This window comes from Stieleria neptunia, assembly GCF_007754155.1.
Lineage (GTDB): Bacteria > Planctomycetota > Planctomycetia > Pirellulales > Pirellulaceae > Stieleria > Stieleria neptunia.
The window spans coordinates 4,982,812-5,000,178 of record NZ_CP037423.1 but is presented as its reverse complement, the minus strand read 5'-3'; the positions used below and the strand labels follow the sequence as shown (position 1 = coordinate 5,000,178).

The 17,367-nt window shown below is 60.4% G+C and carries 9 protein-coding genes; 1 reads left to right on the top strand and 8 read right to left on the bottom strand.

Going from position 1 to position 17,367, the window contains the following annotated elements; genetic code table 11:
- Positions 1 to 120 precede the first annotated feature (120 nt).
- From bshB1 to Enr13x_RS17295, 6 genes are all read right to left on the bottom strand, one after another.
- Positions 121 to 858 (bottom strand): bacillithiol biosynthesis deacetylase BshB1, encoded by a 738-nt coding sequence (gene bshB1, locus Enr13x_RS17320; RefSeq protein WP_145388118.1) that lies wholly within the window; start codon positions 856 to 858, stop codon positions 121 to 123.
- Positions 855 to 2,060 carry a prenyltransferase/squalene oxidase repeat-containing protein gene (locus Enr13x_RS17315; RefSeq protein ID WP_145388116.1) on the bottom strand — a complete coding sequence of 402 codons (1,206 nt, stop codon included), beginning with the start codon at positions 2,058 to 2,060 and terminating at the stop codon, positions 855 to 857. The genes bshB1 and Enr13x_RS17315 overlap by 4 nt, the downstream gene beginning before the upstream one ends.
- Before the next feature lie 92 nt (positions 2,061 to 2,152).
- Positions 2,153 to 8,014, bottom strand: coding sequence for a hypothetical protein (locus Enr13x_RS17310; RefSeq protein WP_145388114.1), 5,862 nt, complete (start codon positions 8,012 to 8,014; stop codon positions 2,153 to 2,155).
- 16 nt (positions 8,015 to 8,030) lie between these two features.
- Positions 8,031 to 10,469, bottom strand: a complete 2,439-nt coding sequence (locus tag Enr13x_RS17305) for a hypothetical protein (protein WP_231744351.1) — start codon at positions 10,467 to 10,469, stop codon at positions 8,031 to 8,033.
- Positions 10,469 to 12,736, bottom strand: coding sequence for a BatA domain-containing protein (locus tag Enr13x_RS17300; RefSeq protein ID WP_145388110.1), 2,268 nt, complete (start codon positions 12,734 to 12,736; stop codon positions 10,469 to 10,471). The genes Enr13x_RS17305 and Enr13x_RS17300 overlap by 1 nt, the downstream gene beginning before the upstream one ends.
- A complete protein-coding gene (locus Enr13x_RS17295) occupies positions 12,733 to 13,641 on the bottom strand; it encodes a DUF58 domain-containing protein (RefSeq protein ID WP_145388108.1) in 909 nt (302 codons plus the stop codon). Before Enr13x_RS17295 ends, Enr13x_RS17300 begins: the two co-directional genes overlap by 4 nt.
- Positions 13,642 to 14,017: 376 nt before the next feature.
- Between Enr13x_RS17295 and rarD the strand changes: the two genes are divergently transcribed.
- Positions 14,018 to 14,899, top strand: coding sequence for an EamA family transporter RarD (gene rarD / locus Enr13x_RS17290; RefSeq protein ID WP_145388106.1), 882 nt, complete (start codon positions 14,018 to 14,020; stop codon positions 14,897 to 14,899).
- 166 nt (positions 14,900 to 15,065) lie between these two features.
- Here rarD and leuD read toward each other — a convergent pair whose 3' ends face one another.
- A complete protein-coding gene (gene leuD, locus Enr13x_RS17285) occupies positions 15,066 to 15,659 on the bottom strand; it encodes a 3-isopropylmalate dehydratase small subunit (RefSeq protein WP_145388104.1) in 594 nt (197 codons plus the stop codon).
- Positions 15,660 to 15,773: 114 nt separating this feature from the next.
- Entirely contained in the window at positions 15,774 to 17,198 is a 1,425-nt protein-coding gene (leuC, locus tag Enr13x_RS17280; RefSeq protein WP_145388102.1) for a 3-isopropylmalate dehydratase large subunit, read from the bottom strand.
- Positions 17,199 to 17,367: the final 169 nt, after the last annotated feature.

Genomic DNA, 17,367 nt, shown 5'->3' with positions numbered 1-17,367 from the left:
AGAGAATCTAAATGGGTTGCCAAACGCTGCTGTTATACGATCGATCTCCCGAGGGGAGAGTGAACACATAGAAAACGTTAGAGTCAGCAAATCTCGTACCTCATACCACTCGCCACTCGCCTAGAACACATCTCGCAGGGACGTCAGCGCCAGGGGCTCTTTGGTGGCGAAGGGTTCTCCGTAGCGGCGGGCGATCAGGTTGCCGAAGTAGGCTCCGTCGGTTTCGATGCGGTCAAGCATCGTCGGTGGTTCGGTCGGGCGGCCGACGACGAACTGGCTTTCATAGGCGCGGATCGAGTCGAGTTTCTGGTCCATCGTCTCGCTGATGTCCACGATCCAACTCGGTTGGACGGCTAGACGCAGATGAATGCAGAAATAATAGAACGTCCGTTCGGGATGAAACCGTTCACCGGGCATGTCGGTCTTGCTGAGCTTGGACCAAAACCGGGCCGCTTCGATCAGTTCGGTTGCGGCGACGTGGTCGGGATGGGCGTCGTGAAAATACGGCGCGAACACCCAACGCGGGCGCAGCATCCGAAAGTAGCTGGCGATCCGCTTTCGGGCTTCCAGCGTGTGCTGTAGCTCTCGATTGACCAGCCCCGCGTTGCCGCGCCAGGTCACGTTCAAGATTTCGGTCGCGCGGATCGTCTCGGCGCGGCGAATCGTCTCGCTGCCGTGCGGCGTCGGTTCCCCGCTGGTCAGATCCAGGATTCCGACCCGCATGCCTTGGCGAATCATTTTGGCGATCGTTCCGCCCATCCCGATCTCGGCATCATCAGGATGCGGCGCGACAACAAGGAAATCGAGCGGCTGGACGTCACCGATCGACTCGGGGCCGTCAGTATGGATTTCGGTCATCGTTGATAGATCGGCAAATAATGGTAGCGCACGGAGAGGGACAGCAGCGCCAGCGAAGTGGAGTAGACCAGCCCGACGTTCCGTTCTTCGCCACCGGGCGACATCCACGATCCGTCGCTCCGTTGTCGTGGCAACAACAGCGACGAGACCACGCGACCGGATTCGTCGGCGTACTTGCCGCCGACCTGGTGCATGCCTTGGGCGTAGTAATACAGTCCGTAAAACAGGTAACGTTCGTTGGTCTTCGGGCGATGGCTGAACAACCAGTCCGCCGCCGCGGCCACTTCGGGCGCATCGTATTGTCCACAGACTTGCATCGCCAGCAATCCGGCTGCGGTCATCGTGAAGGAGGGACGTGATTGGCCCGGCGTGTAACTGAAACCGCCTTCGCCGACCCCGGATGCGGTGCGTCGTCCGGTGAAGGAATTGCGCAGGTACTCGAGGGCTTTTTCAATCGCTTCGCCGGGCACGTTCATCTGGTCGTTCTTGGCCGATCGCAAGGCCATCAGTTGCCAAATCGAAACGGACAGGTCACTGTCGCGCGATTGGGGCGAGTACCGCCACCCGCCTTCCAGTTTTCGCTCTTTCCGGATCGCTTGGGAGGAGAGAATCAAACGCAGGGCGCGCTCGAGCCGTTCGTGAATCAGCTCGTTTTGTTTGGGCGTCGCGCCCATGCCGAGCATTTCGGTCAACATCAACGTGACGATCCCGTGGCCGTACATCCGCGACCCGTCATAGGCGCCGAAGTACCCGGAGTCGTTTTGGTGGTCGGGTCCGAGCACGAAGTCCAGCGCGGCGCGCATGGCCCGTCCGCGTCGCGTGGGCTCGGCCGGTTCGGTGCCGATCGCCGCCAGCGCCATGATCGCCAGCGACGTGAGCGCCAGTTCGTGACCGCGGTCGGTGATCGCCCCGGTGGAACGTTGGTTGCGAAGCAGAAATTCGATCGCGCGGTCGCAGGCCTGATCCAGTTCGTCGTCGATGTACAGGTTGTCAATCGATGGTGGTTCCTCGGACCATGTCGGCGTCGCCAGCCATCCGGTTATCGCACCGGCAATCGCGAACAAGTCGCGGCGACGGAGGAGTTGACGACGACGCGGGGAGGGGCGATGTGGCTCTGAATCGCTCAGCGACGAGCGGACGACCCTCCCCTCGCTGCGCTCGACCCTCCCTGCCAGGGAGGGTGACTGAAGTTGTCTCGACACCAATGACTGCCAGGAGGGTGACGTCGTAGGCGGCACGCTCCGGGTGTTGGAGCCCTCGTTTGCCTCTGCAATGGAGTTTGGGTTGTCGTGCGTCATTTCGATTCCGCGGCCCGTTTGGAGAGCGCTTTGAAATAGGCTTTGATTTCGCGCGAGTAGCCGGGCGGGATTTGAATCGAACGACCTTGTGCGGCGTCGTCGACTCCACGGCGACGCAGGTCGCCCCAATCACCGTCGGCGATCGCACCTTGGATCAGATCGATCTCGTCGGGGCCGTCCGGCATCTCGCCTTCGCCCGATTCGGAGACCGGGTTGGGCGACGAGGCATCGGAGTTGGACGGTTCGCCGGGTTGCTCGCCGGCTTGTGCTTGCTGCAGACTTTTTAATCGCTCGCGGGCAGCCTGCTGCATTTGAGCTTCCAGCATCTGGGCGAGCGTCGGCGAAGCTTCGACGGCGTTTTGCGGCGGTTGGTCGGATCCGGGGCGACCGTCCGCGTTGGGATCACTGGACGGTTGGCCGCCGGGTTCGTTCCCGGTTTGGCCACTTTCAGGCTGTCCCGTGTTGCTTTCGGAGGGTTGCCCTGATGCCTGTTGTGAATCGGACGATTGTTGAGCGGACTGGGACGCTTGAGCGGCGAGCGAACGATCCAATTCATCCAGCGTTTGAGCCATCTGGCGGGCAGAGGGCTGGTCGCCGGAAGGCTGGCTGCCGGAAGGCTGGCCGGACTGTGCGGTTTGTTGCCCGGTGGAAGGCTGTTGGCCGGATTCGGGTGCGTTGCCCGATGGAGTTTGGCTGGACGGTTGGCTGGGTGACTGGGTCGCATCGGCGCTGGCGGTTTGACGCGGCGCCGGACTGTTCGGATCACCCGGCTGGCCGGACGATTGGTCGGACTGGTCCTCGGGCGATTGCGACTGACCGAGCATCGACTGGACGGCTTCGGCTTGTGCGGCGATCGTTTCCGTCGACTCTTGCAGGGCCTCGGCGGCAGCGGCGGAATTTTGACTTTCGTCGGCGGTTTGATCCAGTTCTTCGCCCGCTTGTTTGGCGGCCTGTCCGGCCCGCTGTTCGGTCTGCTGTGACGCCTGGTCGAGTTGCTGGGCCGCCGAGTCGTTTTCCAAGCGGGCTTCGTGGCGAGACGCGCGGGCCAGATCATCGACAGCGGCTTGCACATCGTCTTCGACCAAGTCTTGCTGCTTGGCGATGTTTTCGGCCGATTCGGACGTGGCGCGAAGCTCCGGTGCGATGTCGCTATCCTCGGCCAGTTGTCCGAGTTCTTGCGCGAGTTGTTTTAACCGTTCCGTGGCATTGCTCGCCACCTTTTCACCCAATTGTGCGGCCGGGTTGGCTTTGTCCAGCGGGCTTGCTTTGGTTTGATTGATTTCGTTGGCGCGTTTGACGGCCTCTTTGCCCCGCGCGGTCGCCAGGTCATTGGTTTGGCGAGACTGCTCGATCGCCCTGGATGCCTCGTCGATCAAGTCCTGTTGTTTTTCCGCTTCTCGTTGGTGCCACTCGTTGTTCGGATCCTTCTTCAGCATGTCCTGCGTTCGTTTGAGCGAGTTTTCGGCGCTGCGTTTCTTTTGTTCGTTTTCGCGGACGCGTCGCCCGGCGTCTTTTTCCGTCGAGGCCCACTTTTTTCGCTGTTGGTCGAGTGCACGAAGCTCGTCATTGCGCAATTGATTTTCGGTACGCTGCATCGATTCCGCGGTGGTGTTGCGGTTCTTTGTGTCACCGTGCAGATCCGTGTCGGATTGTTGTTCCAACTGTTGGGCGGCTTGACGGCTTGCTTCGGCAGCCTGCTGGACATCCTGTTGCATCTGACGTGTTGCCGATTGCAGTTCGCTGAGGGTGGGTTTGCCGCGCGAAATTTGTTCGGCTTGCTTGATGGAGTCGTTGAGTTTCTGACGCGTTTCTTCGATCGCATCGCGAGTGTTCGGATCGTTGGCCCAGCCGGCGGCTTTCGATGCGGTGGAAAGCGTCTTGTCACGCAATGTCTTTGCCCGAGCGATAAATTCATCGAGCATCAGCTGTTTTTGACGTTTTTGTTCGGCGAAGGCGTCGTCGTCGGATTCCAATCGACGTTGCAATGCGTCTTCATTTTTGGCAGCCTGCTTCAGGTTCTCGGCGACCTCACCGACGATGTTCTCGGCGATCTCGCTGAGCGCGTTTTGCATCGGTTCATTGCGTTGAAGTTCTTCTTCGAGTTGACGCAACAGTTCGCGTGGGTCTTGTTTGGCGGCATCGGCCATCTCGCTGGCGCTGTCGTATCGCTGCTCCAGTTCTTCGGCGGCTTTCAATTCTGCTTCCGCTTGACGCAATTGTTCTCGTGACTGGGCGATGTCTTCGCCGTTTTCGATTTTTTCGAAGTGATCGGCGGTTTGTTCGAGACGCTGGGAGAGTTCATCAAGCTTTTGTTCGGCCGATTCGAGCGCCTCGTCACGTTGTTGATCGGACTGGGCCGCTTCGGCGTCTCTGAGAGCGTCTTTGGTGTCCTGGACCGCTTCGGCGATCAGTTCGGCGGCGGCGTCGGCGTCACGAGCGACTTCCCGCTGCTGGTCATCGATGATGTCGGTCGTGTTGGCTTGATCGATCAGTGCCCCGATGGTCTCGGTCGCTTTCTCGATCGCTTCCTCCTGTTTCGGCTGGACCGCCTCGGCCGATTCTTCGCTGGCGTCGGGCCGTTGGTCGGTTTCTTGTTTCGCCTGTGCTGCTTTTTCGGCGGCTTCACGTGCCTGCTCGGAAAGTGTCAAGACGTAACGGCGCAACACCGCTCGCGCCTGTTCCCGATTTTCGGCGACACTGGCGAGACCGATTTGCAGGTCACGCGCGAGCGCTTCGAGCGATTTGGCGGCCGAGACGAAGCGATCCATACTCCAGCGTCGGGGATCAATTCGATTGTTGGCCTGGGTGTGATTCTCGTTGTGGCGTGTCTCATCGATCGGCCGCAACACCGTGTCCCGGTCGATTTGCGATTGTCGCAGGTAGCGGACGGCCAATTCGATCCGAACGTCTTGCAACCTGAACCAGACCGGATGGTAGATTTTTCGCAGCGGCGCCGTAACGCTTTGGTTTTCGCCTTCGCGGATGGCTAGCCAGTCTTCGCGTGCCGCTGCGATGTCGCTGGCCGCCTGCAGCGTTGCGATCGCACCGGCGATGGAGTTCAGGACCCGTTCGGCCGGTTCGTCTTCGTAGTCTTGGTAACCATTTTCGGTCACGTTTTTGATCGCGCGGACGAACAGATTTTGATCGGCGGCATACTTCAAATCGACCTTGGATTTGGCGCGATTGAGTTTCTCTTGGCCCGCCGCACGCACCATCAATCGGTTTCGTTCGGTTTGCCAGTTGAGTTCTCCCCACTGGACCGCCAAACCGCTCTTGATCGCGTCGTCGGCAGTGCGATCGCGTTCGGTCGCATTCTGCGCCGCTTGCCACGCTCGTCCGGCATCAAACAATCGTCGTGTCAGATCCGACAGGTAACCCATTTCTTTGCGGAGATCGCGTCCCCAACGCAACACGGTGTCGTGGGTCGCAGAATAAACCACGTGTTGGGGTTTGTCTTTGACCTCATCGCGTAACGATTTCAGCACGGCGTAGACTTGATCGCGACGTGCCTGGTCTTCCAAAAGTGTTTCGATTTGAAGATTCCAACGTTGGGACCAACGCATCCAGGAGTCACCGGAAAGGTGCTGTGCATGTTGTGGGGATAACAGCGAATCGTATTGCGTGATCAGCCGATCGATTTCGGCCAACTGACCGGCGACCAGGGTCAGGTAGCGGGGCAGACGTTGCCGGGGCATTTCGTCGACCAAACGGTTGACGCTGTCTCGCAGCATGCTGACGTCGGAATACAGCGAGGCGGACAGGGCCAGCGAAAACCGGGCCTGGGCAAATTCCCCCAACCGATCGCATTGGTAGGCGGTCTGTTTTGCCTCGCGACCGACGGCTTGGCGATTTTTTTGGTGCCCATTGCGCCAGACGTTTGCTTGGTTTTCGGAGAGCCACTGCATTTGTTTGATTTGGCCGTCTAGACGTGTCTCGACGTCGATGATGGCTCTGCCGACCAATTCGGTCATCGAGGCGCTGGCCGTGTTTTGGGTGGCGGTCAGCGTTTCGGTCAGACTCTTGACCAACGCGACCGATTCCTGCTGCAACGGTTTCCACTGGGTGTTGATCTCCGGCAAGGCGTCAAAGTCAGCCGAGCTGCCAATTTCTTTCAGTCTCTCTGCGAGTTGTTTGGATTGCCGGGACCACTTCATGATCCGGTCAACCTGCTGGGCGAACGGTTGCAGAAACTGGTGGCGATCGGCATCAAAGCCCTCGCCGGCGATCAGCAACTCGATCAGCGGCGATTCGGTTCTCGCGCCACGGCGGTCGATGGCGACGAGTCGTGTTCGGACAAGGTCCCCGGCGGACAACTGTGGCGTTCGCGAGTCTTCGCCCAAGCGGTGCAGCATGTCCCAAGACCAGTTGAGATCCAATTTTCGATTTTCCGCTTCGATCGGCAACGCATACGATTCGAATCGCCTTTCATTGACACGGACTTCTTGGATGACGCGTTCCAGCGGCAAATCATCGGCGGCATAAGCGGCCATCTCCAGCACATCCAATGACGACACCATTTGGCTGGGCATGGTGTCGTTTGACCAGCGGATGATCGGTGGCGTGTCCAACACCGGGGTGATCATGTTGGTCGGGCTGAACGGGTTGTCCAATCCGCTGCGGACGCTGGTCGCATCGACTTGATATTGACCGGAGGTTTTGATGGAGATTCGGGTCAGAAATTTGGTTGAGGATTCGTCGACGGGTTCCATTTCGCTGCGTGCACCGCGGACACCGAATCGGACGACGGGGTTTTCGACGGGTTGGTCAAACGTCACGGTGACCTCGGCCGTCGTGCCCTGTAACGCTTTCAGATCCCCGTGTTCTTCGTCGGCGGTGCGATCATCCAGTTTGGCGTACGTCGGCAATCGATAGAGTTTTTCATAGCGAACGACACGGGGGCGGGGCAAAGGCGTCAGTTCGTGCCAAAGTGTGATCGCGTCACCGGCCGTGATGCGATACTGAATCGCCACCGAGCCGACCGACAAATTGGCCGCAAATCGTCCGCCGGGTGCGTCATCGATCGCAACATCATCGGCTGCATCCGGATCGGCGGAGGCACCTGAAGTGGCACCGGGCCGAAACGCGGAGGCATCCATCCGTGGCGTCATGATGGACTGGCCGGAGGTCCCGTCGGCACTGCGCCAATGCAACATCACATCGTCCGCTTCGGCACCCTCGACACGCACGATCACGCCCACCGCATCCCGCTCGGCGACGTAGCCCGACATCGGAGAGGGTTCCAGGATGGTGACTTTGGTGCGAGAGGCCCGTTCGATGGCGAACCCGGGCAGTGCGGCACGGGCAAATCGACGGCCGAATTGCGCCGAGGGGATGAACATCATGGCGACGCAAAACAACGCCACCGTGGTTCCGCTGAGCACCCAGCGGCGTACCAATCGCAGCGGCAACGCCTGGCCCACGTCAATGTTCGCGATCCGGCGGGCAACACGGCTTTGCAACAGACGTCGAAAATAGGGCGACCCGTTGGTGGAATCGGGATCGGCCAATTCGACGGCAGCGACCAGGTTTTCGCGCAAGTTGGGCGCGACGCTTTCGACGTGTCGTGCAATTTCCAACTCGTCGCGGACGGCAAACGACGAGAACCCCGTCAACCACATCGCCGCCGCGGTTGCCACGTAGATCCCGATGCTGAGCGCCCATCGCACGGCATCGCTAAAGAAGAACAGGTAGTCCAAGGTCGCCAGCACCAGCGCCAGCGAAATGAAAACCAGCAGCCCGACACCGATCGCGCGGGCGACCAACAGCATCCCGCGACGTCGACGGAAGGCGACCAACGCGCGCGTGGTGATCGGATCCAGCCCCGTGCGGGCCCTCGACTGTTCACTTACCGTTGCCATTTCTGATTCCTGTCCGTTAGACCAATCCGGCTCGTTTGCGACACCACCATTCGATGGTCAGCAACGCGATGATCAACCAAAACCACAGATACGATTGCCACAGCACCGTGTCGGTTTCGATCACGGTGCCGCTGGAGAGTGGTTTGAGTAATTCCAGCATCCGCTCGGCATCGGATTCATGGATGTAGGTTCCCGCGCCGGCCGATGCGATTTGACGTAACGCGTCTTCATCCAGACTCATGCGTTGCATTTCGGCGTGATCGTCTTCGGTGACCCAAATCGGCGTCGATGCCAGCAGGGCGGATTCATCAAACCCGCTGGCACGAATTCGGATCGAGTATTCACCGCCGGGTAGCGGCGGCACCTGACCGGCATAGGTGCCGCGGTTGGGATTATCGACACTCAATGGCACCGTCGCGATCTTGTTGCCGTCACGCATGACCAACGCATCGACGGTGGCATCGGCGACCGGATTGCCACGGACGTCGCGTAGGCGGGCGCGGACCGCCACCGATTCCCCGCCCCGGTATTCCACCTTGTCGGTGCCGATGGACACGTACTGGTCACTGGCAGAAAACGGCGGTTCCATCGCCGCGACGACCAATTGATTCCAGAACCGGGCATGGAATCGATCGGCAACTTTGTAGCGCCAGCGCCAGGTTTGATCGGAGGCGAAATAGAACACGCGTCCCGCCCCGTACATTCGCGTCGCCAGCCATGGTGTGCGGGTGCCGCGGTCCGACACCGTTTCGCCCCAGACCTCGCCGCCTTCACTCAATTCGACGTTTGCACTCCACTTGGGTGCCGGCAGCGAACGCCAAAACGAATCCAGTTGGTCGGTTTGATCGATCAAACCGAGCGCGGGTTGTTCCAGCCCCGCCGGTGTCGCCTGCAAACGGCTGGGCATCGGCGTGGTTCCGGTTCCTCGATAGCGAACCGGCATCAATTCTCCGAACTCGGACGCGGCCAACGCGCGGAGTTTTCCGAATCGTCCGTCGATGATCACCAGACCACCGCCACCGGCGACGAAGCGGGACAGCAGTCCCCGGTCGCCGGTCGTGAATTGCGAGGCGTCGATTTCACCCAACAGTACCGCATCGTACTGTGCCATGTCGTCTGCGGTCGCGGGAAACTGTCCTGGCGCACTACCACGTTGCAGTTTGGGGCTGGACGTCCCGGGACCGAACAAGACCACGTCGGCCTGCCAAGCGGGGTCGCGGACGAACAGATTCTTCAGGTAACGGGTTTCCCAGCGGCTGGACCCGTCGACGATCAACAGACGACGATTCCGTGTCGACGCCGCGACGCGGAAGTGCGACACGTTATTGTCCGCCGAATAATCGGGGCCGTTCGATTCGACGATCGCGACCAGACGCAAGACTTCGTTGGTTCGATGGATGCCGCGCGGTGATCGTGAACGAAGCGTTTGAACGATCTGGCCGACGTCGATTTCGAACGGAACGGACTGTTGTCCCGTGTTCGAGATGCTGATCGATTTTTGCCAAACGGATTCTCCGTCGGATTCAATCCGCACCAACACCGGTTCGCCTTGCCGACCGAACTGTTTGACGATCACTTGGCCGGCCAACTTGCCTTCGGCGGCGACGGTTTCCGGGCGGATGACTTCGACAATCCCGACATCGGGTGGTTCGTCGACTGAACCGAACCCGAGCGTGTTGACCGAGGTTCCACCGCCGGCGAGTTGCTTGGCGACCGAGGGGGGGGACCGTTCCAATCGCTTCGCCGTGTCGGTGTCACGCCCGTCGGTCATCAACACGATCGCGGCGCGGCGGACCGAGTCGATCGTATCGTCGGACGACCCGGCGGCGGAATCACTGGCTGAAGAATCACTGGCTGAAGAATCACCGGCTGAAGAATCACCGGCTGAAGAATCACCGGTTGCGGCGTCCAAGTTGATCGTCGAAAGGATCGATTGAAGCGGCCGCGAAAGATTGGTGGCGGGCCCGTCGGCCGCCCAATCCAAGGCCGTCGGCAGTTCGGCTTCGTCATCGGAGGACCAGATCGAGACGGGATCGCTATTGCTGAAGGCGATGACATCGATCGCATGGGTTTTCTGGATCTGTTCCAGCCAACCCGGCTCGGTCGCGTTCCCGAGCAGCGATGCCGTGGCGCGTTGCAAACGATTGTCGGCTGTGGTCTCCGATTGGCTGTCGGTCAGCGACATGCTGCGCGACGTATCGACCGCGAACACGACCCGTCCGAGGGTTCCGATGACCTGGCGACGGTGCCAAACTGGTCCGGCCAAGATGAACACGACGAGCGCGACGGCGGTGCCGCGCAGCGCCGGCAGCAAGTATGGATAGGGGGCTCGGATCGATCGCGTTTCTCGGGCATAGAGCAAGACGACACCGACGACCGCCAGCAGCGCCAGGATCGCGACCGACCAAGCCGGCAGGTCACCGGCGAAGCGAATCGATGCGAGGAAAGAAACCATCACGGTGTGCCTCCGGTGATCTTCCGGCGGGCGACCAGATTTTGCTGCAACCACAGTTCCGCAACCAACGCGATCAACAGCAGCACCAGGATCACCCGCCAGATTTCGCGTCCGAAGGAACGCGAGCGGTCGGCGTCTTGCAGCAACGCGGCGCTCTCGAAAATCTTGGCGTTCAAGATGTTCGCCAACGTTTGTTGACGCTCTTGGCTGACGTCGACCAACATCGATTCCGACGCGTCGACCGTCGCGATCCGCAGGGTTTCCATGATTTCCGAGTTCTCCGGATCGGCAAGATCGGTCACTCGTTTTTGAATCCTGTAGACGCCGGGGGCATAGGTCGCCGTCAAACGCACGGGATCGCCCGCGTCGGGCGTCTCCAGTTCGAATTGTCCTCGCGGCGTCCGTGCGGCGAAACGCGTGCGGGTTCGGGTGCCCGGTTCCGACTTCATGGCCGGCCATTGGTTCGGGCCGATCACGATCGGCTGACCGACTTGGATCATGGCATCGCTGCGTTTGCCGGCCAGGTCCAGGACCAGTTGCTGAATCAGCGGCAGGAAGACGGGGCGCAGCGGCAGGTTGGTCCAGGCGGCATTTCCCGAGATCGCAAACTGCACGACCGTCCCGTCGCCGACGGTATCCATCACCGCCAACGGGGCTCCGTCGGTGGTTCGCAGCAAGACAATCCGACCGGTGGATTCGCTTTCATCGGCCGCGTCGATCGTCAGCGCACGATAGGCCGACACGTTGACGGCGGACAGGGGATTGTCACTTCCCCGAGCCAAAATCTTCCAGGGCTGGTACAGCGAGGTGGGTTGATCGATCGCAAACGTTTCTTGGGAGGCACTGCTGTCGACGTCGGGTTGCCCCACGATGTCGCCGAGTGAGGCGGGGAACGACAGCGCGGTGTCTTGGTTTCGCCAAGTCTGGTTGTAAAGCTCCGGGCGCAGACTCGGTCCGTCGAACACGACCAACGCCCCGCCCTGGTCGACAAAGGTCGCGATCCGTTGTTTGGCGGAATCGGGAAGCTGTCCGACGCCGCAGAGCACAATGACGCGCGTCTGGTTTTCATCGAGTGCGGATTGTAACCTTTTGGGCGTGACCACGGCGGCGCGGACGGGATCGGGGCGATCATCACCGCCGAAGGCAAAGGGGCTGAGCGCGATGGCCAAAAAGTCGGCTTGCCCGCCGAGCGATTCGTTGCTGGGCCGGCCGTCGACCAACAGCACGTTGACCTCATCGATCACTTCGACGGCCACGCTACGCGAATTGTCGTCGACCAGAACGTCGCCACGATCGATCGTCGCGGCGACTTCATGGATTCCGGCCTGGTCGATCGTGTGCGTCAGCCGATTCGTCGACGTTGATTTCGCGTCGATCGAAACCACTCGCGGTTCGAGCGGTTTTCCGTCGATCGACCAGATCAGTCGCAAGTCGTTGGCGGGCAGGTCGGAAGCATTGCGTAGTGTCGCCGTGTAAACCCCCGAACGCTCGCTGACGATCACCGGCGAATCGATGGTCACCGCATCGACCGAAACATTGGCCAGATCGTCCCAGTGGGTGCCCACATCCAGCATGTCGATGACCAGTTGATCGCCGCCGTCGGTTTCCGCTTCGATCTTGTTCGTCTCCGCGATCCGACGGGCGGCTTCCAGAGTCGCGGTGTCAACGGCGGCGGCTTGAAAATCGGACACGACCAGAATCTGGCGTCGGGGATGTGAGCCCTCGTCGGCCGCCGCGATGGCCGCATCGATCAATTGACCGATCGAGACGGCGTTGCCTTGGGCATCGATTTTACGCAGGGTGGCCAGCGCGTCGGAAACGCCCATCTTGGACGGGACGGCGCCCAGGCGTGAGCCACGCACCAACATCACTTCGTCGCGTCGCGTCAGTTCCGCCAGCACGGCTCGAATTTCTTGCTTGGCGACTTCAATACGCGCCGGTTCACCCGGCGGCGTCAACGACAGGCTGCGCGAATCATCGATCGCGATGACCAGTGTTTTCGGGGCATCGCCGGCGAGGGCGCGAAGCCCCGTCCAAACGGGACGTGCCAGACAGAAAGCCAGCAGCACGGGGATCGCACATCGCAACAACAACAACAGCAGATTGGTCACCTGCATGCGACGGCGATTGACACGCACCACGCTTTCGAGCAAGTACATCGCGCCCCAGTCCACGGTTTTGAACCGGCTGCGGAAGAACAAATGGATGATCAGCGGGATCGTGAAAGCGAACGCGCCAAACGCCAACGCTGCGTTCAGAAGACTCATCGGACCACGCGTCTCCTTGCCGCAACGTACTCATGCAAGACGTCGACGAAGGGTTGGTCCGTGGTGATCGGAATCAGATCGACGCGGCTCCGTCGACTGGCTTCGCGCATGGCTTCGTTGTGCTCAGTCAGTCGGTCCTGATAGGCATCACGAATCGACGCGGCATCCACCGTCTGTTCGTCGAGGACGCTTTCCAAATCGCGGAACTGAATCCGGCCCGAAAACGGAAACTCCACTTCATCGGGATCCAAGATTTGAAAGAAAATGATTTCGTGCTTGTTGGCCCGGAACTGTGCCAATGATCGTGAAATCGATTCGGCGTCGCCCATCGAATCGGAAATGATCACGATCAATCCCCGGCGTCCGACTTTGGGGACGATTTTTCGGAACACGCCGCCCAGGTCCGTGTCGCGTCGTGATTGATCCGCCACCAGCGCCGACAGGATCGGTTGCAGGTGCGAGGGACGGCTTCGCAGCGGAACCTGTTGCCGCAGGTCATTGTCGAACGTCACCAGCGCGACCGGGTCCTGCTGGCCGAGCATGAAGTAGGCGAAGGCGGCGGCGAGGCGGGTGGCGTATTCGTGCTTGGTCAAACCGTCGACGCTGCGGGTGCCCTTGTACGCCATCGATCCACTCTGGTCGACCAGTAAGTGGCACCTTAGGTTCGTTTCCTCTTCGTACTGGCGAATGTACAAACGATCGCTCTTGCCGAAGACCTTCCAATCGATATTCTTCAGCTCGTCGCCTTGGACGTATTGTCGGTGCTCCTTGAATTCGACACTGAACCCTTTGTGGGGTGAACGGTGTCGTCCACTGCAGTAGCCTTCGACGATCTCCCGCGCCAGGATTTGCAGTCGCGCGACCCGTGACAGGTCCTTCGGTTTGACAAAATCCAAAATCCGCATGGGGGGCTCGGTTTCGGTGGGCTGAGATTCGGTGGGGATCGATTTTGAGGGAATTGGACTGGATTATACCCTCTCACGGCTCGTTGATTCATTGGGATCGACGAATGTTCTCCCGCGGGCGATTGGGATTCCAGTCGACGACGAACGGGATGGCCGATGGCCGATGGCCGATGGCGTGGTGGCGGGGATGCTTCGAACGCGTTGCCGTTCTGACAGGAGGATCTGTAAGCTCACTCGATTCGGCTGGTATTCACGGAATATCGGCCGGATTCGCTCAGGCTTGCAGGGGTGATCGGTTGATTTCGAATTGCAGCAAGTCCACCGGGCGTCTGGTTGGGCATTCTACGGCGTTTGCCAAGGTTTTCAAAAACACCGCATGTCCGCATCGACCCGTCTGGGATTTTTCTGCGCCGTTGCCGCCAACGTGATTTGGGGCCTGTTCCCGATCTTCTGGAATCTGCTGCGGGGGACGTCGGCGCTGGAGTTGGTCAGCCACCGAATTGTCTGGGCGTTTGTGTTTTCGATGCTGATCGCCGTGGTCCGATTCCGGCTCAGCAGCCGCATCGTCCGGGTGGCGTTGCTGGAATCGCTTCGCCGGCGACAAACCTGGGCGATTTACTCCGCGGCAGCGTTTCTGATCGCGCTCAATTGGGGGGCGTTCCTGTACGCGGTGACCAATGAGCAAGTGCTGCTTTCGGCGTTGGGCTATTACATCAGCCCACTGTTCAACGTATTGCTGGGCGTCGTCGTGCTGGGCGAGCGGTTGTCGGTTTCGCGTTGGGGCGCGGTGGGTTTGGCCGGGGTCGGCGTTTCGGTGATGACCGTCGCCGCGGGCCAATTCCCGTGGGTTTCGTTGCTGATGGCCGGTTCGTTCGCGGGATACGCGTTGGTCAAAAAGAAGGCCCGGCTGGATCCGATGAACGGTTTGTTCTTGGAAACGCTCGTGCTGTTGTCGCCGACGCTGGTCTATCTGGCGTTGTTGTACCAAGGCGGCGCCGGCGACTTCGGTCGCGGTGACCCGATGCTGGACTGGATGTTGATCATCGGCGGATTTTTAACGCTTGTCCCGCTGGCGTTTTTCTCCGCCGCCGCCCAACGCATTCCGTTGACGTTGATCGGCGTGCTGCAGTTCATCGGGCCGACGTTGCAGTTCATGGTCGGCGCGTTTTATTTTGGCGAACCGATGTCGACGTACACGCTGGTCGGGTTCACGTTCGTTTGGAGCGGCGTCGCCGTGTTTTTGGCGACGCGGCGGTAATGTCGAGGGAACGGCGGGAGAGGTTTCTCGACGTAGGTCAGGCTGTGCCTGACGCCCCTTGGCATGCACAGCATGCCCTACGCCTGTCGGCATGCACAGCATGCCCTACGCCCCTTGGCATGCACAGCATGCCCTACGCGGTCTCTGTCGGTCGTTGTCGACCCGGTTACCAGGTCCGTGCGGTTTCGTACTGGGAGATTTTGTCTTCGAACTTCAGCGTTTGTCCGATATCGTCCAGCCCTTGCAGCATCTTGTCGCGTCGGCTGGCGTCGACTTCGAAGGGCCGCTCCCAACCGTCGGCGTCTTTGACGACTTGATTCTCCAAGTCGACGGTCAATTCGTAGGTGCCCTTGGCTTTCGCGGTTTCGAACAGATGGTCGATGTCGGACTCGGCCAAGGTGATCGGCAGCACGCCGTTTTTGAAACAGTTGTTGAAGAAAATGTCGGCGAACGAAGGGGCGATCACGCTGCGAAACCCATAATCGTCGAGTGCCCAGACCGCGTGCTCGCGGCTGGAACCGCTGCCGAAATTGCGGCGGGCGACCAAGATCGATGCGCCTTCGACGGCCGGTTGGTTCAGCTCGAATTCCGGGTTGGGCGTTTCGCCGTCTTCCAGGAAACGCCAGTCGTAAAACAGAAACTGGCCGAATCCGGTTCGTTCGATCCGTTTAAGAAACTGCTTGGGGATGATCTGATCGGTGTCCACGTTGGCACGATCCATCGTCGCGACGATGCCGGTGTGTTTGGTAAAGCTTTGCATGGTTGATTGAAGGTGGGGTTTTGTTCTGGTCGCTTCGGGGTTTGACCGTGGGACAGGCTGGAAGCCTGTCTCACTCGGGATTGACAGGCTGGAAGCCTATCCCACTGAGGTCGCTTAGGACTTGTAGTCCCACTGGCGGATGTCGACGAAGTGGCCTTGGATGGCGGCGGCGGCGGCCATCGCGGGGCTGACCAGGTGCGTTCGTCCGCCTTTGCCTTGACGGCCTTCGAAGTTTCGATTGCTGGTACTGGCACAGCGTTCGCCCGGCGCCAGTTTGTCGGGGTTCATGGCCAGACACATGCTGCAACCGGCTTCGCGCCAATCGAATCCGGCTTCGCGGAAGATCTTGTCCAGGCCTTCGCGTTCGGCATGCACTTTGACTTTGCCGCTGCCCGGGACCACCATCGCGTTGACTTTGTCGCTGACGTGGTAGCCCTTGATCACCTCGGCGGCCGCCCGCAGGTCTTCGATGCGGGCGTTGGTGCAGGAACCGATGAAGACGCGGTCGATCGCAACGTCTTCCATCGCCGTGCTGGCGCCCAGCCCCATGTAGCTGAGCGCGTCGCGGGTCGTTTTCTGATCGGTCGGATCGGAAAAGTCGGCCGGATCGGGTGTCTTGTCTTTGACGCTGATCACCTGGCCGGGGTTTGTCCCCCAAGTGACCTGGGGCTGGATGTCGGCACCGTTGAAATGCAGCGACTTGTCATAGGCCGCTCCGGCGTCGGTGGAAAATTGGTTCCAACGGGCGACGGCGGCGTCGAAATCGGTCGGTGATTCGGGCAACCCTTTCAAGTAGTCGAAGGTGGTTTGATCGGGCGCGATCATCCCGGCCCGTGCCCCCGCTTCGATCGACATGTTGCAGACGGTCATGCGTTCTTCCATCGTCAGATTTCGAACACAGTCGCCGGTGTATTCCAGCACGTAACCGGTGCCGCCGGCGGTCCCGATCTTGCCGATCAAGTACAGGATCATGTCCTTGGCGGTCACGCCCTTGGGCAATTCGCCGTCGACGCGTAATTCAAACGTTTTCGGTTTGAATTGCAGCAACGTCTGCGTCGCCAAGACGTGCTCGACTTCGCTGGTTCCGATCCCGAAGGCGAGGGCGCCGAAGGCACCGTGGGTCGCGGTGTGGCTGTCGCCACAGACGATCGTCATGCCCGGTTGGGTGTAGCCGTTTTCGGGGCCAATGACGTGGACGATGCCTTGGCGGACGTCGCCGATGTCGAACAGCTGGACGCCGAATTCGGCGCAGTTGTTGCGCAGGGTTTCGATCTGTTTGCGGCTGATCGGGTCGGCGATGGGCAAGGATCGGTCGCTAGTCGGGACGTTGTGGTCCGGCGTGGCGAGCGTGCGCTCCGGCCGACGCACCGGACGCCCGTTGATCCGCAGCCCTTCAAAGGCCTGGGGGCTGGTGACCTCGTGAACCAGGTGCAGATCGATGTACAAAATCGCCGGTCCGGATTCCGGTTGGTGGACGACGTGTTGGTCCCAGATTTTGTCTAGCAAGGTCCGCGGGGCGGACGTGTCGGCATCGGTCATAAGTGGGGTGGGGGAAGCGTAGGAATGCTGAAATCGAAGCTATAACTGTCGACGGAAAGCTCTGAATTGTCAATGAGCGATCCGGCGGGGGAGATGTTCGGGGGGGCCGGGCGGGACGGGGCAGCGGCAAAACTTTCGCAAGCTGGAAGCTTAGGCCACGTCGGCCAGC